Raw genomic sequence first — 22,162 nt, 5'->3', positions numbered from 1 at the left:
GCCTCACTTCCCGAAGCCGAAGGCCGCGGAGCCCTCGACCTTGGTCCGCAGCCGCTTGCCCTTCTCGGTGGCCTGGTCGTTGAGGTCCTGCTGGAACTCGCGCATGCGGCCCAGCAGCTCCTCGTCGTGGGCGGCGAGCATCCGCGCGGCCAGGAGACCCGCGTTGCGGGCGCCGCCGACCGAGACGGTGGCGACGGGGACACCCGCCGGCATCTGCACGATGGACAGGAGGCTGTCCATGCCGTCCAGGTACTTCAGCGGCACCGGCACGCCGATGACGGGCAGCGGGGTGACCGAGGCGAGCATGCCGGGCAGGTGGGCGGCGCCACCGGCCCCGGCGATGATCGCCTTCAGCCCGCGTCCGGCGGCCTGCTCGCCGTAGGCGATCATCTCGTGCGGCATGCGGTGCGCGGAGACGACGTCGACCTCGTAGGGGACCTCGAACTCGTCGAGTGCCTTGGCGGCGGCCTCCATCACGGGCCAGTCGGAGTCCGACCCCATGACGATGCCCACGACCGGACCGACCGGGCTGGCCTGGTTCATTCGGTGATCGTCCCTCTCAGGTAGCCGGCAGCGTGACGGGCGCGCTCCAGCACGTCGTCCAGGTCGTCGCCGTAGGTGTTGACGTGACCCACCTTGCGGCCGGGCTTCACGTCCTTGCCGTACATGTGGATCTTCAGCTGGGGGTCGCGGGCCATGCAGTGCAGGTACGCGGAGTACATGTCCGGGTAGTCGCCGCCGAGGACGTTGACCATGACCGTCCACCTGGCGCGCGGGCGCGGGTCGCCGAGGGGGAGGTCGAGGACCGCGCGGACGTGGTTGGCGAACTGCGACGTGATCGCGCCGTCCATCGTCCAGTGGCCGGAGTTGTGCGGGCGCATCGCCAGTTCGTTGACGAGGACGCGGCCGTCGCGGGTCTGGAACAGCTCGACGGCGAGGTGACCGACGACGTCCAGTTCATTGGCGATGCTGAGCGCCATCTCCTCGGCCCTGAGCGCCAGCGTCCCGTCGAGGCCGGGGGCGGGCGCGATCACCGTGTCGCAGACACCCTTCACCTGCTGGGACTCGACGACGGGATACGCCACCGCCTGGCCGTGCGGGGAGCGGACCACGTTGGCGGCCAGCTCGCGGACGAAGTCGACCTTCTCCTCCGCCAGCACGGGCACACCGGCGCGGAAGGGCTCGGCGGCCTCCTCGACGGAGTCCACCACCCACACGCCCTTGCCGTCGTAACCGCCGCGCACGGTCTTGAGGACGACGGGGAAACCGTCCCCCTCGTCCGCGAAGGCGGCCACGTCGGCCGGATCGCGCACGATCCGGTGCCGCGGGCAGGGCACGCCGATCGCGTCGAGCTTCGCGCGCATCACGCCCTTGTCCTGGGCGTGCACGAGCGCGTCAGGGCCCGGGCGCACGGGGATGCCGTCCGCCTCCAGGGCCCTGAGATGCTCGGTCGGCACGTGCTCGTGATCGAAGGTGATCACGTCACAGCCGCGCGCGAACTCGCGCAGCGTGTCCAGATCGCGATAGTCGCCGATGACGACTTCGTTCACGACCTGCGCCGCAGAGTCCTGGGGGGTGTCACTGAGGAGCTTGAACCTGATGCCCAACGGGATGCCAGACTCGTGTGTCATACGAGCGAGCTGGCCACCGCCGACCATACCGACTACGGGGAACGTCACACCCCTAGCGTATCGGCCGCGCGAGGCCCACCTGTTTACCGGCCGTTTCCCCGACGGTACGGCCCCCCTTTCCCGTCGCCCGGCGTCCGTCCGCAGGAAGATCGCACGTCCGGGTGGTTAGCATGAACGGATTGACGCCAACCGATGGACGGGGGCCTGCACGACCATGGGACATGGTTCCTCGGGTGCTCATACGGCTCCCCCCACACCCCCACTGCCCCCGGCACCGCGTGGCGCGGTGCGGGAGCGGATCGGCCGGCTGGCCCGTGAGGTCCTGAAGTTCGGCGCGGTGGGCGGCGCGGGGGTCCTGGTCAACCTTCTCGTCTTCAACCTGGTGCGGCACGTGACCGACCTCGCGGTGGTGCGGGCGAGCATCATCGCGACCGTCGTCGCGATCGTCTTCAACTACCTGGGCTTCCGGTACTTCACCTACCGGGACCGCGACAAGGGCCGCCGGACCCGCGAGATGTCGCTGTTCCTGCTGTTCAGCGTGGTCGGGCTGGTGATCGAGAACGGTGTGCTCTACACCGCGACGTACGGCTTCGGCTGGGACAGCCCGCTGCAGAGCAACATCTTCAAGTTCCTCGGCATCGGCATCGGCACACTGTTCCGCTTCTGGTCGTACCGCACCTGGGTCTTCCGGACGCTGCCGGCCCGCGAGCCGGTGACGCGGGCGGAGACCTTCCTGGAGCACGAGCAGCCTACGGCGATGCGCACCACGGACGGCACCCCCGCGGCCCACCACTGACGGCGGCCGGGACCTGCCCGCACGGACCCGCTCGATGAGCAGCCGCCTGCCGCGCACAGTCAGCCGGGCACAACGGTCGGACACGAAGACCTCCGTGCGGTGCAGTCGGGCACAGCTCCACCACACGGAGGTCTTCGCCATGATCAAGCCCCTCCAGCGTCGGCAACGCTCGTGCTCAGTACACCTAGCGCACCGTCGAGGCCCCGGACGACTTCTTGGACGGCGGTGTGCGCGACAGGAACAGGCCGAAGACCGGAGGACGGCCCTGGAGGAGCTCCAGCCGGCCGCCGTCCGCCTCGGCCAGGTCGCGGGCGACGGCCAGGCCGATACCCGTCGAGTTCCGTCCGCTGATGGCGCGCTCGAAGATCCGCGCCCCCAGGTCGCCCGGGACGCCGGCTCCCTCGTCGGTGACCTCGACCACCGCCTGGTTGCCGGTCACCCGGGTCCGCAGGGCCACCGTGCCGCCGCCGTGCATCAGTGAGTTCTCGATCAGCGCGGCCAGCACCTGCGCCACCGCACCCGGGGTGCCCACGGCCGTCAGATGCCGTTTGCCGGAACTGACGATCGCCCGCCCCTCGCTGCGGTAGGCGGGGCGCCACTCCGCGATCTGCTGCTGGATGATGTCGTCCAGCTCGAAGGTGACGGCGGAGCCGCTGCGCGGGTCGCGGGAGTTCGTCAGCAGCCGGTCCACGACGTCCGTCAGCCGCTCCACCTGCGACAGCGCGATCGCCGCCTCGTCCTTCACCGTCTCCAGTTCGTCGGTGAGGGTGATCTCCTCCAGCCGCATGGACAGCGCGGTCAGCGGTGTGCGCAGCTGGTGGGAGGCGTCGGCGGCCAGGCGGCGCTCGGCGGTGAGCATCCGGGCGATGCGCTCGGCGGAGGAGTCCAGCACGTCCGCGACCCGGTCCAGCTCGGGAACGCCGTAGCGCTTGTGCCTCGGGCGCGGGTCGCCGGAACCGAGGCGTTCGGCGGTCTCGGCGAGGTCGGTGAGCGGGGAGGCGAGGCGGTTGGCCTGCCGGATCGCCAGCAGCACCGCGGCGATCACCGCGAGCAGCGCCACCAGACCGATGATCAGCAGGGTCCGGCCGACCTCGCGGGTCACCGAGGAACTCGGCTCCTCGACGAGGACCGTCTCGCCCTCCTCGCCGGTGGCCCTGCCCCGGATGACCTCGCCGGACGGCCGGCTGCCGACCTCGATGACCGGCTTGCCGGGGATGCGGATCTCGGCGTACCGGGCGTCCCGCACCTGCTCCCGGAGGAACTTGGCGTCGACGGACCCGGCGCCGAGCAGCCGGCTGTCCACGATGCTGGCCAGCCGCACCGCCTCCAGGTCGACCCGCTCCTGGGCGGAGCTGCTGATCGTCCGGGTCTCGACGATCACGAGGGAGACGCCGAACACGGCGATCACGACGAGCACCACGGCGAGTGTGGACTGGATCAGTCGACGGCGCATGTCCTCTTACCCGGGCAGGCCCTACGGGCGCTCAGCACTTGCTCACTTCTCGCTCGGCTCTTGCCTCAGTCCTTGCCTCAGTTCTTGCTCAGTTCTTCTCGAAACGGAAGCCGACGCCGCGCACGGTGGCGATGTAGCGGGGGTTCGCCGCGTCGTCCCCCAGCTTCTTGCGGAGCCAGGAGATGTGCATGTCGAGGGTCTTGGTCGACGACCACCAGGTGGTGTCCCAGACCTCGCGCATCAGCTGGTCGCGGGTGACGACCCGGCCGGCGTCGCGCACGAGCACCCGCAGCAGGTCGAACTCCTTGGCGGTGAGCTGGAGCTCCTCCTCGCCCATCCAGGCCCGGTGCGACTCGACGTCGATGCGCACACCGTGCGTGGCGGCCGGCTGCGGGGGCTCGACGGCACCGCGCCGCAGCAGGGCGCGAACCCGGGCGAGCAGCTCGGCGAGGCGGAAGGGCTTGGTGACGTAGTCGTCGGCGCCCGCGTCCAGGCCGACGACGGTGTCCACCTCGTCGGCGCGCGCGGTCAGGATCAGGATCGGCACGGCGTGGCCCTCGGACCGCAGCCGGCGGGCGACCTCCAGCCCGTCCATGCCCGGCAGGCCCAGGTCCAGCACGACCAGATCGATGGCGCCCTGCAGCCCGGCGTCGAGTGCGGTGGGTCCGTCCTCACGCACCTCGACCTCGTACCCTTCCCGGCGCAGTGCGCGGGCCAGCGGCTCCGAGATGGACGCGTCGTCCTCGGCGAGCAGTACACGGGTCATGAGCTGATGGTAGTCCGCTCGGAGCAGCGCCCGGGGCGTGAGCGCCCCGAGGCTCTCTTACCTACGGACAAGCCGGGCACCTGCCGCGCGACCTGCCCGTCCGACCCCCCGCCGACCCGCCACCGGCCCACTGTGCGAACCTGCGCCTGTGGGGTGTCATCCTGGGATGGACCTTCGAAAGACCGTTCGCGGTTCCTTCATTACCTGTGATCCGCGTCTCAAGTCCTTCCATACCGGGCGGTGTCCTGCCGTATGGTGAATCAGCGCCTGTAGCACCCAGGGGACCTTTGGCGAGGTTTTGACGCTGAGGGTCTCTTTTGTGTGCGGGTCGGCCCCACGGCCGGCCTCGAAAGGAATGACCTGTGGCCGGGCCTCACCGCGCGCACTGACGTGCGCAGAGGCGTGGATCCCGGTGGCCGCCGTCCGCCGCTTCGCAATCCGGAGCGGAATCCCCCTCAAGGCGTGGGGCGGGCGGGTGACGGCGCCGGTGCCGGCCGCCCCCCACCGGGCGCGCATCGCCTCATGAGCGCGTCCCGACCAGCAAGGATCGACCATGGCGTCCAGCCTGACGAAGGACTCGGTCTCCCCGGGCACCCCCGGAGCCGAGAAGACCTTCTTCGGCCACCCCCGCGGACTGGCCACTCTCTTCATGACCGAGATGTGGGAGCGTTTCTCCTACTACGGCATGAGGGCCCTGCTCCCGCTGTACCTGGTGGCCCCCGGCGGTCTCGGCATGAACGCCGGCACCGCGACCGCGATCTACTCGGTGTACCTCTCACTGGTGTACCTGCTCACGATGCCGGGCGGCTGGTTCGGCGACCGTGTCTGGGGTCCCCGCAAAACCGTCGCCGTCGCCGGTGGCGTGATCATGCTCGGCCACCTCACGCTGGCCCTGCCGTCCTCCGGCACGTTCTTCGCGGGCCTCGGTCTGGTCGCCATCGGTTCGGGTCTGCTGAAGGCCAACATCTCCACGATGGTCGGCCAGCTCTACAGCGGTCCGGACGACCCGCGCCGCGACGGTGGCTTCACCGTCTTCTACATGGGCATCAACCTGGGTGCCTTCGCGGCGCCGCTGATCATCGGCACCATCGGTGAGAACGTCAACTGGCACCTCGGCTTCGCGCTCGCCGCGGTCGGCATGGGCCTGGGCGTGATCCAGTTCCTGCTCGGCAGCCGCCACCTGGCCCCGCACTCCAGCTCGGTCCCGAAGCCGCTGTCGGTGGAGGAGAAGACCTCCACGCTGCGCAAGGCCGCGTTCTGGGCCGCGCTGGCCGTCGTCTTCTACGCGATCGTCGGCTTCTCCGGCAACTACACGCTGAACTGGATCCTGGTCCCGCTGACCCTGCTCGGCGTGATCATCCCGGTGCTGGTGCTGACCCGCATCAAGCGCGACCGGGAGCTGGACCGCGCCGAGCAGTCCAAGATGTCGGCGTACATCTGGTTCTTCGTCGCCGCGGCCGTCTTCTGGATGATCTACGACCAGGGCGGTTCGACCCTGGCGATCTTCGCCGACTCCTCGACCGACACCAGCGTCCTCGGCTGGGAGTTCCCGGTCTCCTGGTTCCAGTCGGTCAACCCGGTCATCATCATGGCCCTGGCCCCGGTCTTCGCCACGGTGTGGCTGGCGCTCGCCCGGCGCGGCAAGGAACCGAGCACGATCGTCAAGTTCTCCTTCGGTCTGGTCCTGGTCGGCGCGTCCTTCTTCCTCTTCCTGGCCCCGCTGGCCATCGCGGACGGCGGTCACGAGGCGGCCGCGCTGTGGCTGGTGGCGATCTACTTCGTCCAGACCTGCGGTGAGCTGATGCTCTCCCCGGTCGGCCTCTCGGTCACGACGAAGATGGCGCCCGTGAAGTACGCCTCGCAGATGATGGGCGTCTGGTTCCTGGCCGTCACCGCCGGTGACGCCACGACCGGCCTGCTCTCCATCGCCGGCGTCGACCTCAACAAGACGGGCATCGTCGCCGCGGAGGCCGCCCTGGCCGTCCTCGCCGGTGTCGCGATCTGGATGTACCGCAAGCGCGTGAAGGAACTCATGGGCGACGTCCGCTGAGGCCTGCCGGCCTGGCGGTTCTTGCCTGCGGAGGGTCATCGCATCCCGGTGGATGCGGTGGCCCTCCGGGCGTTTTGGGGGAGTGCGGGGCGTGGTGGGGGCGAGTGTGTGCAGGCGTGAGTGGGAAGGCGGGCGTGGGAAGGCGTGGGTGCGGCTGAGGCACAGGGCGCGGCTGGGGGCGCAGGTGGAGGCGCGTGGGCGCGGATGAGGCGCGGGGCCTCTGAGGAGCGCACGCGTAGGTGTGCCGGCACGGGCCTGGGCACGGGGGCGAGGGCGGGAGCCGGTTCCGCCCGCCGGGTGCCGGGTGCGGACCGGCGAGGGGCGCGGAGCTCGGGGCTGCGCGGGACACGGGGCACGGGGCACGGGGCACGGGCGACGGAGGCTGCACGGTGCGCGGGGCACGGGGCGATGAGCGACGGGGGCCTGAGGCTCCACGGGGTGCGGGCCGCCGGGCGATGAGCGACGGGCGCTTGAGGCTCCACAGGGCACGGGCCACCGGGCGACGAGCGACGAGCGCTACAAGCTCCACAGGGTGCGGGCCGCCGGGCGACGAGCGACGGGCGCTACAAGCTCCACAGGGTGCGGGCCGCCGGGCGACGAGCGACGGGCGCTACAGGCTCCACGAACCCCGCCACAGGACGACGAGCGCTACAAGCTCCCCGGACCCCCGACCCCGGGCCACAGGGCGACGGGCGCCAGAGAGACGGCGAGGGCGCAGGGCGGCGGCGAGCGCCCGACAGCAGACGGCAGACGGCAGACGGCGGACAGCGGACAGCGGACAGCGGACGCTTGAGGCTGCACAGGGCGGCGGGCCGGCCACAGGGCCGTGGGCGCTTGAGGCGGCGCGGGCACAAGGTGGCGAGCGGCGGACACAGAAGCTCGAGGCTGCGCGAGGCGCGAGGCGCGAGCTACAGAGCGGTGGCCGCTTGAGGCAGCGCGTGCGCAGGGCGACGCAGAAACTCATGGCTGCGGGGGCACAGGGCCACGGGGCGGCGCGGGACCTGGCACGCGCAGGGGCCCAGGGGACCCAGTCCCCGCCGGGGTCCGGGGCGGAGCCCCAGGGGCGTCGGCCTCCTGGCCAACCAAGTCGGGCGGGCGGGAAAGGGCCGGGAAGAGCGCCGCAGGCCACCGCGTCGCAAGAGGCCTACGCCGGCGCCGCCAGCTCGGCCCACACCCGCTTGCCCGCGACCCCCGGCGTACGCACCACGCCCCAGTCCAGGCACAGCCGCTGCACGATGAACATGCCGTGGCCACCAGGACGCCCCGCCTGGTGCGGGGTCCGCGGCGCCGGCTGACCCGTTCCCCGGTCGGAGACCTCCAGCCGGATCACCTTCTTCTCACAGGTGATCAACAGCTCGTCCGGCCCCTCGGCGTGCAGACACGCGTTGGTGACCAGCTCGGACACCACGAGGAGCACGTCCTCGGCGGCGGCCCGCTGGTCCGCGGTGGCGGAGGGCAACCAGCCCCAGGCGTACAGCGCCTGGCGGGTGAAGTCACGAGCGAGCGGGACCACCCCGCTCTGGTCGTCGAAACTCAGCCTGCGTCCCTGCCGCCCACCGCCCCCCGCAGGCGCGGTCCCTTCGCCGACCGGAGACGGGGACGAGGACGCGGACGGGGACGACGGCTCGGACGTCCCGATAATGGCGGCCTGCCCCGCGGACACGCCCCCCTCGGACTCCCCGGAAGCGCCGCCGGGCTCCGGACCGCGGTCGCCCGGCGAGCAGGGCCGGGTGGTGCTCATCAGCGCTTCACCTCACCGATTCACCAGTTCACATTTCAAAGTCGTACGTCGTACACAGTCAGCTCAGGGTGTCTCCTGCCCGACCGGCTCGTCTGAACACCCCTGTATTCGGCACGAAACACAGAACGGGGCGAAAACGCCGGCCCCAGGCAGCGCACGAGACCCGCCGCCGGCCGGACAAGGGCCGGTTCAGTCGGACTCGTCGGCCAGGGCGGCCTCAAGGGTGTCATGGAGGGTGAAGACCGCTTCGGCCCCCGTGATCTCGAACACGCGAGCCACCACGGGCTGCATGGCCACCAGATGTACACCGCCCCCCGCGGCCTCCGCCTTCAACCGCGCGCCGAGCAGGACGTTGAGTCCCGTGGAGTCGCAGAACTCCAGGCGCGAGCAGTCGACGACGAGCCGATTGAATCCCTTGGCGAGACAGTCCTCCAATGGCTCGCGCAACAGCTCGGCGGTGTGGTGATCCAACTCACCCGCCGGTGTCACGACGGCACTGGGGCCCTCATCCCGTACTTCGACCAGAAGCCGGCCCGACTGGGCACTGCCGACCGTCCCGCGGTCCATGCCGTTTCTCTCTCCCGAGGTCGTGACTGCCTACTGACGCCCTCGAACACTACGCCTTCCCACCGCACTCCGACACCCGAACAACCGCACACAAACGGACATACCCGCACAGAACACACTTGCGGTGGGCTCGGTAAACCCGGTAGGGCTAGATAGGACACGTAAACCGACACGGCCGGCTTTGGAGGCGCCGCACACCGCAGTGCACGTAATTGGCTTCGGCAGCCGTATGCCGAGAACGATGGAGGACATCATGTCACCCCGGCTCGACGGATCGCGTACCCAAGAAGCGACGTCGACACTCCCTCCGGAACATCTGGATCCCATCGAGCACCTTGACGCGGTCGTCGACCACGACGGCGCACTCGCCGGGCTTCCCGTCATCCCCGCCTACGACGAGGTTGCTCCGGCGGACGCCCGGGCCTTGTCCAAGACCCTCTTCGAGCGGCTCGAGTCGCTGGACGAAGGAACCCACGAGCACGCGTACGTACGCAACACGCTCGTCGAGCTCAACCTCGCGCTGGTCAAGTTCGCGGCCTCCCGCTTCCGCTCCCGCAGCGAGCCGATGGAGGACATCGTCCAGGTCGGCACGATCGGCCTGATCAAGGCGATCGACCGATTCGAGATGTCCCGCGGTGTGGAGTTCCCCACGTTCGCGATGCCGACCATCATCGGCGAGATCAAGCGCTTCTTCCGCGACACCTCGTGGTCCGTGCGCGTCCCGCGCCGCCTCCAGGAGCTGCGGCTCGACCTGGCCAAGGCCGGCGACGAGCTGGCCCAGCGCCTCGACCGCGCTCCCACGGTGAGCGAGCTGGCCGAGCACCTCGGCCTGTCCAAGGACGAGGTCGTCGAGGGCATGGCGGCCTCCAACGCCTACACCGCCTCCTCGCTGGACGCCCAGCCGGAGGAGGACGACGCGGAGGGCGCGCTGGCCGACCGCATCGGCTACGAGGACCACGGACTCGAGGGCATCGAGTACGTCGAGTCGCTGAAGCCGCTGATCGCCGAACTCCCGCCCCGGGACCGCAAGATCCTCTCGCTCCGCTTCGTCGCGGGCATGACCCAGTCGGAGATCGGCGAGGAGCTCGGCATCTCCCAGATGCACGTCTCGCGCCTGCTCTCGCGCACACTCGTACGGCTGCGCAAGGGGCTCACGGTCGAGGAGTAGTCCTCGCCGGGTGACGCTTGCCCTCCAGGGGGGTGGTCCGAAATCGGGCCGCCCCCCTTCGGGTTGCGCGCGCCGCTCGCGGTACGGACGCGCTCGCGGTACGGACCATCGCGCGTCCGGAACCGCCGCCGGAACAGCCGACGGTTACCCACGGAAACCTCTTTCCTCGCGGGCCCCGTTCCACCACTGTGAGGCACCCCACAAACTGGCCGGTCCGTCAGGACCGGCACCGTGGCGTCGCCCTGCACCTCGTCCCCCACCCAGCTGTGGCGGGTCGACGCCGGGCGCGGGCTGGTCCAGTCGTACGCCGACGAGGACTACTGCCTGGACAGCCGCGGCTCCGTGGACGAGGGCGTCGGCATCTGGGAGTGCGACTCGGTCGACGGACGCAACGGTCAGAACCTCCGCTTCTCGGTGGACGCGCGCGGTGTGATCCGCCCCGGCATCGCCCCGGACCGCGCGGTGACCCCGGGCGGGGGCGACGCGGTGGTCCTCGTCGGGACGGGGTCGGGGCGGACGGACCAGCGGTGGCGCGCCGGGGCGGCCTCCTGAGCGGTCCGGGCGGTAAGCCGGGAGCGAACCCGAACGCGAACCCGGGCGGAAAACCGGGCGCGAATCCGGGCGCGAACCCGGGCGGGAAACTGGGCGGGAAACCGGGCGCGAATCCGGGCGGCGATCAGACCACGCGTGCGCCGCGCCGCCAGACCCCGCTGACCAGCGGGACGCCGGGCCGGTAGGCCAGGTGCACGTGGCTCGGGGCGTCGAGGAGCATCAGGTCGGCGTACGCACCCGGGGTGAGGCGGCCGACGTCGTCGCGGCGCAGGGCGGCCGCGCCGCCCGCGGTGGCCGACCAGACCGCCTCGTCGGGGGTCATCCCCATGTCCCGTACGGCGAGGGCGACGCAGAACGGCACGGAGGACGTGAAGGACGAGCCGGGGTTGCAGTCGGTGGACAGCGCGACCGTGGCACCGGCGTCGACGAGGCGCCGCGCGTCCGGCCACTCGGCGCGGGTGGAGAACTCGGCCCCGGGGAGCAGGGTGGCGACCGTGCGGCTGTTCGCGAGGGCGTCCACGTCGGCGTCGGTGAGGTGGGTGCAGTGGTCGGCGCTGGCGGCGTCGAGTTCGACCGCGAGCTGGACGCCGGGGCCGTAGGAGAGCTGGTTGGCGTGGATGCGCGGGTGCAGGCCCTTGGCCTTGCCGGCGGTGAGGACGGCGCGGGCCTGGTCGCCGTCGAAGGCGCCCTTCTCGCAGAACACGTCGATCCACCGGGCGTGCGGGGCGCAGGCGTCGAGCATCTCGCCGGTGACGAGGGCGACGTAGGCGGCCGGGTCGTCGGCGAGTTCGGGGGCGACGATGTGGGCGCCGAGGAAGGTGACCTCGTCGGTGTGGCGGGCGGCGACCCGCAGGGCGCGGGACTCGTCGGCGGTGGTCAGGCCGTACCCGGACTTGGTCTCGAAGGTGGTGGTGCCCTGGCGCAGGGCCTCTTCGAGGTAACGGGTGAGGCCCGCCTCCAGTTCCGCGTCGCTCGCGGCGCGGGTAGCGGCGACGGTGGTGCGGATGCCGCCGGCGCTGTAGGGGCGGCCGGACATGCGGGCGTTGAACTCCTCGGTGCGGTCGCCGCCGAAGAGGAGGTGGGAGTGGGAGTCGACGAAGCCGGGGAGGACCGCCCGGCCGCCGGCGTCGACCCGACTGTCAGTGGCGGGTGCTTTGCTTGATTCACCGGTCCACGCGACGCGGTCGCCGTCGATGACGACGGCCGCGTCCCGGACCAGTCCGAGGGGGGAGTTGTCACCGAGGGAGGGGTCGTTGGTGACGAGTGCTGCGATGTTGGTGATGACGGTGCTGCTGCTCATGATGTCCGTGACGTCCTCGTGGGGGCGGGAGCGGGCGTTCGTTACCGGGCGCGCAGGGTTTCCACGGCCCGCGCGAGGGCCTCTGGCACATCGGGTACGAGGGTGTGCGCCCCGTCGCGTACGAGGTGCCGTCCGCCCACGATCGTGTGCCGCACGTCCGCTGCCGTCGCGGCGAATACGGCCGTCTCGGCGCCGAGCCTGGGCAGCGGCCCCGCCGTTCTGACCGAGTCGAGGGCGACCGTGGTGAAGTCGGCGCGGGCGCCTGCCTCGATGGTCCCGGCGTCGTCCCAGCCGAGGGCGGCGTGGCCGTCGGCGGTGGCGGCGCGCAGCAGGGCGGCGGCGGTCCAGTGGCCGCGGGTGCGGGTGCGCAGGCGCTCGTTCAGCTCCATGGCGCGCGCCTCTTCGAGCAGGTCGACGACGGCGTGGCTGTCGGAGCCGAGGGAGAGCGGGGAGCCCGCCCGCTGGAGGGCGGCGGCGGGGCCGATGCCGTCGGCGAGGTCGCGTTCCGTGGTGGGGCACATGCAGGTGCCGGTGCGGCTGCCGCCGAGCACGGCGATGTCCTCGTCGGTGAGGTGGGTGTTGTGGACGCCGGTGGTGCGGGGTCCGAGCACGCCGTGGTCGGCGAGGAGCCGGGTGGGGGTGCGGCCGTGGGCTTCGCGGCAGGCGTCGTTCTCGGCGGTCTGCTCGGACAGGTGCACGTGCAGCGGGGCCCGTCGCTCCTCGGCCCAGCGCGCCACGGTCGCCAACTGGCCGACGGGCACGGCCCGTACGGAGTGGATCGCCGCCCCGATCCGTGCGTGATCCCGTTCCTTGAGAACTGAACAGCGTTCCGCCCAGGCGTCCGCCGTCCCGTCGGAGAAGCGGCGCTGGTGGTTGTTCGGGGGCTCCCCGAAGCCGGCGGACAGGTAGCAGGTGTCGAGGAGGGTGATGCGGATGCCGGCTTCGGCGGCGGCCTCGATCAGGGCCTCGCCCATCGCGTTGGGGTCGGCGTAGGGGGTGCCGCCGGGGGCGTGGTGGACGTAGTGGAATTCGCCGACGGTGGTGACGCCGGCGAGCGCCATCTCGGCGTACACCGCGCGGGCGAGGTCGTGGTAGGTCTCCGGGGTCAGCCGGTCGGCGACGGAGTACATGACCTCGCGCCAGGTCCAGAAGGTGCCGGAGCCGACCTGGACGGTGCCGCGCAGGGCGCGGTGGAAGGCGTGCGAGTGGGCGTTCGCCAGGCCCGGGAGGGTCAGTCCGCGCAGGGGCTCCGCGCCCGGGGGCGGGGCGGGGACGTCCGCGCGGACGGCCGTGACGCGGCCGTCGCTCACGTCAACGGCGACGCCCGGCTCGACGTGGGTGCCGAGCCAGGCGTGCTCCAGCCAGTACGTCCGCTTGGTGGGGGTCACGTGCGGGCCAGCCCTTCCAGTACGTCGGCGAGTGCGCTCACCCCGGCCACGCAGTCGTCCTCGGCGGCGTACTCGGCCGGGGAGTGCGAGACGCCGGTGGGGTTGCGCACGAACAGCATGGCGGTCGGGACGCGTCCGGAGAGGATTCCGGCGTCGTGTCCGGCGCCGGTGCCGAGGACGGGCACCGTGAGATCCGTTTCCGTGTCGCCGCCGAGGATGCGGGCGAGTTCGTCGCGCAGGACGTGGTCGAACTCGACGACGGGGGTGAAGGACTCGCGTACGACGTCGAGGTCGGCGCCGTGGGCGGCGGCGTACTCACGAGCGGCCTCCTCCACCCCGCCGACCACGGCGTCCAGGCTTTCCTGGTCGGCGGCGCGGGAGTCGAGCCAGCCGCGTACGAGGGACGGGATGGCGTTGACGCCGTTGGGCTCGACGGCGATCTTGCCGAAGGTGGCGACGGCACCGGCGAGTTCCGCCTCGCGGCGGGCGGCGAGCACGGTCTGGGCGTAGGACAGCATGGGGTCGCGCCGGTCGGCGAGGCGGGTGGTGCCGGCGTGGTTGGCCTCGCCCCGGAAGTCGAACCGCCAGCGTCCGTGCGGCCAGATGGCGGACGCGATGCCGATCCGGTCGCCGGACAGGTCGAGGGCGCGGCCCTGTTCGACGTGGAGTTCGACGAAGGCGCCGATGCGGGCCAGCCGCTCGGGGTCGGGGCCGATGGTGTCCGGGTCGTGTCCGGCGGCCTCCATGGCCTGTGAGAGCGTGATGCCGTCGCCGTCGGTGAGGCGGTGGGCCTGCTCGACGGTGAGCGCGCCGGCGGTGAGGCGGGAGCCGACGCAGGCGAGGCCGAAGCGGGCGCCCTCCTCGTCGCCGAAGTTGACGATGCCCAGCGGCCTGGTGAGCCGCGCCCCCCTGCCGCGCAGTTCGTCCAGGGCGGCGAAGGCGGAGACGACACCGAGAGGGCCGTCGAAGGCGCCGCCGTCGGGCACGGAGTCGAGGTGGGAGCCGGTGACGACGGCGTTCCCGGCGGCGGGGTCACCGAGCCAGGCCCACTGGTTGCCGTTGCGGTCGGTCTCGTAGGCCAGCCCGCGGGTTTCGGCCTGCTCCCGGAACCAGGCCCGGCAGTCGGTGTCGGCGCCGGTCCAGGCGTAGCGGCGGTAGCCGCCGGAGGCGGAGCTGCGGCCGACCGGCAGCAACTCCGCCCACATGCTGTGGAAGCTCACGCGTCGCCACCCTCGCGCATCGGCACCCGCACGTCCCGCTCCCCGGCGACCGACTCGGCGATGTCGTACCCGGCGTCGACGTGCCGGATGACGCCCATGCCGGGGTCGTTGGTGAGGACCCGGCGGATCTTCTCGCCGGCCAGCGCGGTGCCGTCGGCGACCGTGACCTGCCCGGCGTGGATGGAGCGGCCCATGCCGACGCCGCCGCCGTGGTGGAGGGAGACCCAGGAGGCGCCGGAGGCGACGTTGACCATGGCGTTGAGCAGCGGCCAGTCGGCGATGGCGTCGGAGCCGTCGAGCATGGCCTCGGTCTCGCGGTACGGGGAGGCGACGGAGCCGCAGTCGAGGTGGTCGCGGCCGATGACGATCGGGGCGGACAGTTCACCGCTCGCGACCATGTCGTTGAACCGCTCACCGGCCTTGTCGCGCTCGCCGTAGCCGAGCCAGCAGATCCGGGCGGGCAGGCCCTGGAAGTGGACGCGCTCCCCGGCCATCTTGATCCAGCGGGCGAGGGACTCGTTCTCGGGGAAGAGGTCGAGGATCGCCTTGTCGGTCCTGGCGATGTCGGCGGGGTCGCCGGACAGGGCGGCCCAGCGGAAGGGGCCCTTGCCCTCGCAGAAGAGGGGGCGGATGTAGGCGGGGACGAACCCGGGGAAGGCGAAGGCCCGGTCGTATCCGGCGAGCTGGGCCTCGCCGCGGATGGAGTTGCCGTAGTCGAAGACCTCGGCGCCGGCGTCCTGGAAGCCGACCATGGCCTCGACGTGCCGGGCCATGGACTCGCGGGCGCGGGTGGTGAAGCCGGCCGGGTCCTTGGCGGCGGCGTCGGCCATGTCCTCGAAGGCGATCCCGGTGGGCAGGTAGGCCAGGGGGTCGTGGGCCGAGGTCTGGTCGGTGACGATGTCGATCGGGGCGCCCATGGCGAGCAGCCGCGGGACCAGCTCGGCGGCGTTGCCGAGGACGCCGATGGACAGCGGCTTGCGCCGGTCCCGGGCCTCGGTGGCGAGCTGGAGGGCGTGGTCGAGGGAGTCGGCCTTCACGTCGAGGTAGCGGTGCTCGATGCGGCGGTGGATGGCACGCGGGTCGCAGTCGACGCAGATCACCACGCCGTCGTTCATGGTGACGGCGAGCGGCTGGGCGCCGCCCATGCCGCCGAGGCCGGCGGTGAGGGTGATGGTCCCGGCCAGGGTGCCGCCGGCCCCTTTGCCCATGGAATGCAGCTTGGCGGCGACGGCGGCGAAGGTCTCGTAGGTGCCCTGGAGGATGCCCTGGGTGCCGATGTAGATCCAGGAGCCGGCTGTCATCTGCCCGTACATGGTGAGGCCGAGGGCCTCCAGGCGGCGGAACTCCTCCCAGTTCGCCCAGTCGCCGACCAGGTTGGAGTTGGCGATGAGGACGCGCGGGGCCCACTCGTGGGTCTGCATGACACCGACCGGACGGCCCGACTGGACGAGCATCGTCTCGTCCTGCTTGAGGGTCCGCAGCGTACGGACCATGGCGTCGAATGACCGCCAGTCGCGTGCCGCCCTGCCCGTCCCGCCGTAGACGACGAGCTTGTCGGGATGCTCGGCGACCTCGGGGTCGAGGTTGTTCTGCAGCATCCGCAGGGCGGCCTCCTGCTGCCAGCCCAGGGCGCTCGGCGTCGTACCGCGTGGCGCTCGGACAGGGCGGGGTCCGGACATGGTCTGCCTCCTGGTGGCTTGCTCCCGGCGGATTGTTGCTGTGGATATTCATATCCTCGCTTCGTGAATAGAACTAGTCAATACGTCCGTGTCCCGGCACGAACGCGTCGCGGGTGTTTGGCTGGATACGAGGGGCGGGCAGCGGGACGGGGCGGCGGGCAACGAGCGGACGGAGGATCGCGTGAGTGACGGCACGGGCATGAACGGTGGTCTCGGCGGCATCGACGCGGAGCGGGCGGCGCGGCGGGACGACGCGGTGCGGGCGGCCGTGGAGCAGGGGCTGCTCGGAGCGGACGCCCCGATCATCGGGCTGCTGGACGTCGCCGGGATACGGGAGTCGGCGGCGGCGCTGCGGGCCGCGTTCGAGGCGGTGACGGCGCCCGGGACGCCCGTGCTGCACGCCTTCGCGGTGAAGGCGACCCCGCTGGTCCCGGTGGTGCGGCTGCTGCACGAGGAGGGCATCGGCGCGGAGGTCGCGAGCCCGGGTGAACTGGCGCTGGCACGGGCGGCGGGTGTGCCGCCGGAGCGGACGGTGCTGGACTCGCCCGCCAAGACGCCGGGCGAGCTGCGCCAGGCGCTCGTGCTGGGCATCGCGGTCAACGCGGACAATCCGCAGGAGCTGGAGCGCATCGACGGCCTGATGGCCGAGGGGGCGAGCCGCACCACGAGCCGCTCCCCGCTCGGCATCCGGGTCAATCCCCAGGTGGGCGGGGGTTTTATCGAGGCACTGTCGACGGCGACGGCGACCTCGAAGTTCGGGGTGGCGCTGCGCGACGAGGGGGCGCGCGAGTGGGTGGTGCGGGCGTATCTGGACCGGCCGTGGCTGACCCGGCTGCACGCGCACACCGGGTCCCAGGGCATCCCGTTGGCGCTGATGACCGAGGGCGTGGCCGAGACGTACGCGCTCGCCGAGGAGATCAACGAGCGGGCCGGGCGCCGCCAGGTCGACACGCTCGACATCGGCGGCGGGCTGCCGGTGAACTTCGCGTCGGACGAGACGACACCGACGTACGCCGAGTACGCGCGCGTGCTGCGCGAGGCCGTACCGGGGCTGTTCGACGGGCGGTACGGGCTGGTCACCGAGTTCGGGCGGTCGCTGCTGGCCAAGCACGGCACGGTGGTGGCGCGCGTGGAGTACGCCAAGAGCGCCGGGGGACGGCCGGTCGCGGTGACCCACGCGGGCGTGCAGGTCGCGACCCGGACGGTGTACGCGCCGGGGGCGTGGCCGCTGCGGATCGCCGCGTACGACGGCAAGGGGCTGCCGAAGGAGGGGCCCGCCGTGGTGCAGGACGTGGCCGGGCCCGCGTGCTTCGCGGGGGACCTGCTGGCGACGGGGCGTGCGCTGCCGCTGCTGGAGCAGGGGGACTACGCGGCGGCGCTGGACACGGGGGCGTACTACTTCGCGCATCACTACGCGTACAACTCGCTCGCGCGTCCCGGGGTCTACGGGTTCGCGGCGGGGGGCACCGGGGGCGTCGCCTTCGCGACCGTGCGGGAGGCTCAGGCGGTCGAGGAGATCGTGGCCGAGGCGGGAGGGGAGCACGTCGACTCGCTGACGGAAGCCGCTCACCGTTCGCGGTGAAGGCTCCGGCAGTTCGTGGGCCACCGGCCGATGTGGCCGGTCACCCCCACGCGGCGCGCCGCGGAACGTCACGACCCCGCACCGCTGTCCTTCCGATCAGACCAGCTCCCCCGCCCCTCCAGCCCGGACCAGCTCCCCCGCCCCTCCAGCCCGGACCAGCTCCCCCGCCCCTCCAGCCCGGCCCAGATCTCCTACCCCTCCGGCCCGGACCAGCTCCCCCGCCCCCCCGGCTCAGACCAGCTCCGCCGTCTTGCGGCGTGCTCCGCCCGGGGCCGCGTCGCCCGCCGCGATGCCGGTGCTGCGGTACGCACGGACGCCCTTGCCCGCCGGGCGGCCGCTGCCGCGGGCGAGCCAGTCCACGCGGACCCACAGCAGGGCCTCGCCGACCTGCTCGCGACGGCCGATCCAGGCGGACTTCAGCCACAGGCCGACGCCGCAGCCGGCCATCAGCAGTCCGGCGGCGGCGGGAACGGCGAAGGCGCTGCCCAGGGCGGCGAGGAAGCCGAGGAGCAGCCACCAGCGGTGGCCCCGGCGCCAGTTGCGCAGGGTCACCGCACGGTCCTGGAGCACGTCGTGCTTGCCCGCGCGGCCGGCCGAGCGGGCCAGGGCGGTGTACCGCCTTCGGCGCACGGACGCGACGACCACCGCCGCGACGATGAACAGGGCGGCGCCCGCCAGGACGCCGATCCGGCGTCCGGTCAGCCCCGGCACCAGCACCCCGATGCCCGCCGCGAGTACGCCCAGCCACCACAGCGGTGCCGCACCCGCCCGTACGACGACGGCGACCCGAGCCAGCCCCTGTCCTCCGCGCGCCACGTCCGGCCTCCTCTTCCGTTCTGCTTCCTGCGATGCGTGTGAAGGGTGTGAGGCGAGGCAGGTTAACGGGAGAAGGTGAGACGAGTCTGAGAAGCGGGCGTCGGTGCCGGCGCCCCGCGTCAGTCCACGAAGAGGCCCCGCACCGCCGCCTTCGTGTCGAACTCCTCCAACCGGGCCTGGGCGTCCGGCAGGTCGTCGCACATGGCCTCCAGCAGCACCCGGCCGAGCAGCATCGGCGCGCAGGCGGTGTCGAAGGCGAGGCCGGTACCGACGGCGGCGGGCAGCAGCAGGTCGGAGACCTTGGCGACCGGCGCGAAGGCGGAGTCGGCGACGGTCACCACCGTGAGCCCCGCCTCCTTGGCGTGGGCGAGCGTGTCGACGACCTCGCGTGGATGGCGGGGCAGGGCGAAGCAGAGCAGCGCCGTCGCGCCGGCCCGGACGGCGGCGTCGATGCGGTCGTGCAGCATCGTGCCCCCCTCGTTCAGGAGCCGGACGTCCGGGTGGACCTTGGCGGCGAAGTAGGCGAAGCCGTGCGCCTGGGCCGACGCCGCCCGTAGTCCGAGGACGGGCAGGGGCCGGCTCCCGGCGAGGAGACGGCCCGCCTCCCGCACCGGCCCCGGGTCGGCGAGCGCCTCCGCCAGATGGCGCAGGTTCTCGATCTCGGCCTCCACGGCCTGCTGGTACTCGTTGCAGGAGCCGGTGTCCGCCGCCGGTTCCGCGGGAGCGACCTCGCGCAGATGGCGGCGCAGCGCCGGGTAGCCGTCGAAGCCGAGGGCGACGGCGAAGCGGGTCACGGACGGCTGGCTGACCCCGGCCAGTTCGGCGAGTTCCACACTGGACAGGAAGGGCACCTCGGAGGCGCGCCGCACCATGCTGTGCGCGATGCGCCGCTGGGTCGGCGTCAGCCGGTGCCCCTCGAAGAGCGCCTGCAGCCGCACGGCCGGGCTGTCGGTGCCGTTGGTCCCGCTCATGACGTGCTCCCCCTCGCCGCTATTCACTGTCCCCGATTCCTGCATACCGTTATACAGCGAGGCGGCGGCCCGCACGATGCCGAGCGTCTCCTCCCGGCCGCCCCAGTCACAAGACGGGGGCTAACCCCAGTGCCGCCGGCGCTCCGGCTGCCTACCGTGAGTGCCATGACGGGCATGGACGGGCGGGACACCGACCTCAAGAAGGAACTCGACGCCACCCTGCGGACCCGCAGGGAACTCGGCGAGGAGTACGAGTCCGCGCTGGTCGACTCGTTCCTGGAGAAGGTCGACCAGCGCATCGACGGAACGGTCGAGCGCCGGGTGCGCCGGCAGCTCGCCGAGCAGCAGATGGCGACGGCCCGGGACAGCAGGTCGCCGAGGCCCACGGACTCCTTCGGCGAGCGCTTCGGCTTCGGCATCGTCTCGCTGGTCCTCGCGGTCCCGCTGTCCGCGATCGGCGGCGGCGTCGCCGACCTCCCCGGGCTGCTGGTCGCCTGGGCCGGCATCGTCGGGGTGAACGTCGTCCAGGCCGCCCGGACCACTCCCGGTCTCTTCGGAAGGCGCCGGCGGGCCGACAAGGACGACGCCTGGCAGGACTGAGAAAGGACTGCGCGGGGACCGCCGCACCCCCATCACTGGGGGGCGGGACGACGGCGGTCCCCGCGGGGACGCGCGGTGCCTGGCCTCACGGCCGGGGCGGCGCGTCCGTGGCGTCCATGGAGGTCCGGGAGCCGCTCCGGAAGGTCCTTGACGCCGTTCGGTGCCGGCCGGACGGGGAGCCGCTCCCGTCCTGCCGACAACCACCACTGTGCCGGGCGCGTGTTAAGCGTGTGCTGCGCGAACGTGACGGGCGCGTACCACTCCCGCGAAGTCCGCGGAGATCATCGGGCGCTCCGAGTCCGGCCGCACGGCCGCTGGTTCACCCGGCGTTCACCGCGACTCGCCACACCGCTCCGCTACTTCCCGCTCTTGGCGAGGAAGGACAGCAGGTCCTGACGGCTCACCACACCGGTCGGCTTGCCCTCGACGAGGACGATCGCCGCGTCCGCGACACCGAGCACCGACATCAGGTCCGCGACCGGCTCGCCGGAGCCGACCTGCGGCAGCGGGGCCGACACGTGCTTCTCCAGCGGGTCCTCCAGCGAGGCGCGCTTGGTGAACAGGGCATCCAGCAGCTCGCGTTCCACGACCGAGCCGACGACCTCGGCGGCCATCACGTCCGGGTGACCGGCGCCGGGCTTGACGATCGGCATCTGCGAGACGCCGTACTCGCGCAGTACGTCGATGGCCTGACCGACCGTCTCGTCCGGGTGCATGTGGACGAGGGAGGGGATGTGGCCGCCCTCCTTGTGGTTCAGGACGTCGGCGACGCGCGCGCTGGGACCGGCGTCCTCCAGGAAGCCGTAGTCGGCCATCCACTCGTCGTTGAAGATCTTGCTGAGGTACCCGCGCCCGCTGTCCGGGAGGAGTACGACGACCACGTCGTCCTCACCGAGCCGCTCGGCCACCTCCAGCGCCGCGACGACCGCCATGCCGCAGGAGCCGCCGACCAGCAGGCCCTCCTCCTTGGCGAGGCGGCGGGTCATCTGGAAGGAGTCCTTGTCGGAGACGGCGACGATCTCGTCGGCGACGTTCCGGTCGTACGCCGTCGGCCAGAAGTCCTCACCGACGCCCTCGACGAGGTAGGGGCGTCCCGAGCCGCCCGAGTACACGGAGCCCTCGGGGTCGGCGCCGACCACCTTGACCGCGCCGTCGCTGATCTCCTTCAGGTACCGGCCGGTGCCCGAGATGGTGCCTCCGGTGCCGACGCCGGTGACGAAGTGGGTGATCTTCCCCTCCGTCTGCGCCCACAGCTCGGGGCCGGTCGAGTGGTAGTGGGAGAGCGGGTTGTGCGGGTTGGAGTACTGGTCCGGCTTCCAGGCGCCCGGCGTCTCGCGGACCAGCCGGTCGGAGACGTTGTAGTACGAGTCCGGGTGCTCGGGGTCGACCGCCGTGGGGCAGACGACCACCTCGGCGCCGTACGCGCGCAGCACGTTGATCTTGTCGGTGGACACCTTGTCAGGGCAGACGAAGATGCACTTGTAGCCCTTCTGCTGGGCCACGATCGCGAGGCCCACGCCGGTGTTGCCGCTGGTCGGCTCGACGATCGTGCCGCCCGGCTGCAGGGCTCCGCTCTGCTCTGCGGCCTCGATCATGCGCAGGGCGATGCGGTCCTTCACCGAGCCGCCCGGGTTGAAGTACTCCACCTTGGCCAGGACGGTCGCCCTGATGCCCTTGGTCACGCTGTTGAGCCGCACCAGCGGGGTGTTGCCGACGAGGCTGATCATCGAGTCGTGGAAATGCACCGTGGTCTCCGGATGCTGCAAAGGTGTGGTCGTTATCGGTCCGGCCAGCCTATGGCCTGCCCGGCGGATTTCCGCCGGGCAGGCCGGAGGGCGGGCCGCGCGGCGGCTGGTGCGTGCGATCGCAAGGCGCCGGAGCG

The 22,162-nt window shown here is 72.0% G+C and carries 18 protein-coding genes and 1 pseudogene; 6 read left to right on the top strand and 13 right to left on the bottom strand.

The window, feature by feature from the left end; genetic code table 11:
• Positions 1-3: 3 nt before the first annotated feature.
• Both purE and ACIQ1J_RS12575 read right to left on the bottom strand, forming a co-directional pair.
• The gene (gene purE / locus ACIQ1J_RS12580; RefSeq protein WP_210962876.1) at positions 4-543 is read right to left on the bottom strand and encodes a 5-(carboxyamino)imidazole ribonucleotide mutase; all 540 of its coding nucleotides are present in this window, start codon (positions 541-543) and stop codon (positions 4-6) included.
• Entirely contained in the window at positions 540-1,679 is a 1,140-nt protein-coding gene (locus ACIQ1J_RS12575) for a 5-(carboxyamino)imidazole ribonucleotide synthase (RefSeq protein WP_210962875.1), read from the bottom strand. The genes purE and ACIQ1J_RS12575 overlap by 4 nt, the downstream gene beginning before the upstream one ends.
• 166 nt (positions 1,680-1,845) lie before the next feature.
• Between ACIQ1J_RS12575 and ACIQ1J_RS12570 the strand changes: the two genes are divergently transcribed.
• Positions 1,846-2,427 (top strand): GtrA family protein, encoded by a 582-nt coding sequence (locus ACIQ1J_RS12570; RefSeq protein WP_403556561.1) that lies wholly within the window; start codon positions 1,846-1,848, stop codon positions 2,425-2,427.
• Between the two features lie 184 nt (positions 2,428-2,611).
• Here the strand turns inward: ACIQ1J_RS12570 and draK are convergent, their stop codons facing one another.
• Together draK and ACIQ1J_RS12560 are read right to left on the bottom strand one after the other, a co-directional pair.
• Positions 2,612-3,880 carry a two-component system sensor histidine kinase DraK gene (draK, locus tag ACIQ1J_RS12565; protein WP_403556559.1) on the bottom strand — a complete coding sequence of 423 codons (1,269 nt, stop codon included), beginning with the start codon at positions 3,878-3,880 and terminating at the stop codon, positions 2,612-2,614.
• A gap of 88 nt (positions 3,881-3,968) precedes the next feature.
• A complete protein-coding gene (locus tag ACIQ1J_RS12560) occupies positions 3,969-4,646 on the bottom strand; it encodes a response regulator transcription factor (RefSeq protein WP_121747436.1) in 678 nt (225 codons plus the stop codon).
• A 553-nt stretch (positions 4,647-5,199) separates the two neighbouring features.
• On the opposite strand from ACIQ1J_RS12560, the gene ACIQ1J_RS12555 reads away from it, so the two are divergent.
• Positions 5,200-6,696 (top strand): MFS transporter, encoded by a 1,497-nt coding sequence (locus ACIQ1J_RS12555; protein WP_403556557.1) that lies wholly within the window; start codon positions 5,200-5,202, stop codon positions 6,694-6,696.
• A 1,144-nt stretch (positions 6,697-7,840) separates the two neighbouring features.
• Here the strand turns inward: ACIQ1J_RS12555 and ACIQ1J_RS12550 are convergent.
• Positions 7,841-8,437, bottom strand: coding sequence for an ATP-binding protein (locus ACIQ1J_RS12550; protein WP_403556555.1), 597 nt, complete (start codon positions 8,435-8,437; stop codon positions 7,841-7,843).
• 189 nt (positions 8,438-8,626) lie between these two features.
• Positions 8,627-9,004, bottom strand: a complete 378-nt coding sequence (locus ACIQ1J_RS12545; RefSeq protein ID WP_210962870.1) for an STAS domain-containing protein — start codon at positions 9,002-9,004, stop codon at positions 8,627-8,629.
• A gap of 253 nt (positions 9,005-9,257) precedes the next feature.
• Here ACIQ1J_RS12545 and ACIQ1J_RS12540 point away from each other — a divergent pair, with 253 nt between their 5' ends.
• Both ACIQ1J_RS12540 and ACIQ1J_RS12535 read left to right on the top strand, forming a co-directional pair.
• Positions 9,258-10,172, top strand: coding sequence for an RNA polymerase sigma factor SigF (locus ACIQ1J_RS12540; protein WP_403556553.1), 915 nt, complete (start codon positions 9,258-9,260; stop codon positions 10,170-10,172).
• 237 nt (positions 10,173-10,409) lie between these two features.
• Positions 10,410-10,724: pseudogene (locus ACIQ1J_RS12535) on the top strand (ricin-type beta-trefoil lectin domain protein); the annotation flags it as partial.
• 124 nt (positions 10,725-10,848) lie between these two features.
• On the opposite strand, the gene hutI reads toward ACIQ1J_RS12535, so the two are convergent.
• Genes hutI through hutU form a run of 4 tightly spaced genes read right to left on the bottom strand, consistent with a single transcriptional unit; the run spans position 10,849 to position 16,311 of the window.
• Positions 10,849-12,024 carry an imidazolonepropionase gene (gene hutI / locus ACIQ1J_RS12530; protein WP_403556551.1) on the bottom strand — a complete coding sequence of 392 codons (1,176 nt, stop codon included), beginning with the start codon at positions 12,022-12,024 and terminating at the stop codon, positions 10,849-10,851.
• Positions 12,025-12,065: 41 nt separating this feature from the next.
• Positions 12,066-13,412 (bottom strand): formimidoylglutamate deiminase, encoded by a 1,347-nt coding sequence (locus ACIQ1J_RS12525; RefSeq protein ID WP_403556549.1) that lies wholly within the window; start codon positions 13,410-13,412, stop codon positions 12,066-12,068.
• Positions 13,409-14,632, bottom strand: coding sequence for an allantoate amidohydrolase (locus tag ACIQ1J_RS12520; RefSeq protein ID WP_403556547.1), 1,224 nt, complete (start codon positions 14,630-14,632; stop codon positions 13,409-13,411). Before ACIQ1J_RS12520 ends, ACIQ1J_RS12525 begins: the two co-directional genes overlap by 4 nt.
• Positions 14,629-16,311 carry a urocanate hydratase gene (gene hutU, locus ACIQ1J_RS12515; protein WP_403556546.1) on the bottom strand — a complete coding sequence of 561 codons (1,683 nt, stop codon included), beginning with the start codon at positions 16,309-16,311 and terminating at the stop codon, positions 14,629-14,631. Before hutU ends, ACIQ1J_RS12520 begins: the two co-directional genes overlap by 4 nt.
• Before the next feature lie 199 nt (positions 16,312-16,510).
• On the opposite strand from hutU, the gene ACIQ1J_RS12510 reads away from it, so the two are divergent.
• Positions 16,511-17,893: a diaminopimelate decarboxylase gene (locus ACIQ1J_RS12510; RefSeq protein WP_403556661.1), complete on the top strand. Its 1,383-nt coding sequence runs from the start codon at positions 16,511-16,513 to the stop codon at positions 17,891-17,893.
• Positions 17,894-18,124: 231 nt separating this feature from the next.
• Here ACIQ1J_RS12510 and ACIQ1J_RS12505 read toward each other — a convergent pair whose 3' ends face one another.
• Together ACIQ1J_RS12505 and ACIQ1J_RS12500 are read right to left on the bottom strand one after the other, a co-directional pair.
• A complete protein-coding gene (locus ACIQ1J_RS12505; protein WP_210962864.1) occupies positions 18,125-18,709 on the bottom strand; it encodes a hypothetical protein in 585 nt (194 codons plus the stop codon).
• A gap of 119 nt (positions 18,710-18,828) precedes the next feature.
• On the bottom strand, positions 18,829-19,680 hold the full coding sequence (locus tag ACIQ1J_RS12500; protein WP_403556544.1) for a MurR/RpiR family transcriptional regulator: 852 nt from the start codon (positions 19,678-19,680) through the stop codon (positions 18,829-18,831).
• 174 nt (positions 19,681-19,854) lie between these two features.
• Here ACIQ1J_RS12500 and ACIQ1J_RS12495 point away from each other — a divergent pair, with 174 nt between their 5' ends.
• Positions 19,855-20,280 carry a hypothetical protein gene (locus ACIQ1J_RS12495; protein ID WP_403556659.1) on the top strand — a complete coding sequence of 142 codons (426 nt, stop codon included), beginning with the start codon at positions 19,855-19,857 and terminating at the stop codon, positions 20,278-20,280.
• Between the two features lie 356 nt (positions 20,281-20,636).
• Here ACIQ1J_RS12495 and ACIQ1J_RS12490 read toward each other — a convergent pair whose 3' ends face one another.
• Entirely contained in the window at positions 20,637-22,025 is a 1,389-nt protein-coding gene (locus ACIQ1J_RS12490; protein ID WP_403556542.1) for a cystathionine beta-synthase, read from the bottom strand.
• Positions 22,026-22,162 lie beyond the last annotated feature (137 nt).

The sequence above is a fragment of the Streptomyces sp. NPDC097107 genome (assembly GCF_044762405.1).
In the GTDB taxonomy this organism is placed as follows: Bacteria; Actinomycetota; Actinomycetes; order Streptomycetales; family Streptomycetaceae; genus Streptomyces; species Streptomyces thinghirensis.
The sequence above is the reverse complement of the archived record's forward strand: the minus strand, read 5'-3'. Positions and strand labels throughout refer to the sequence as shown.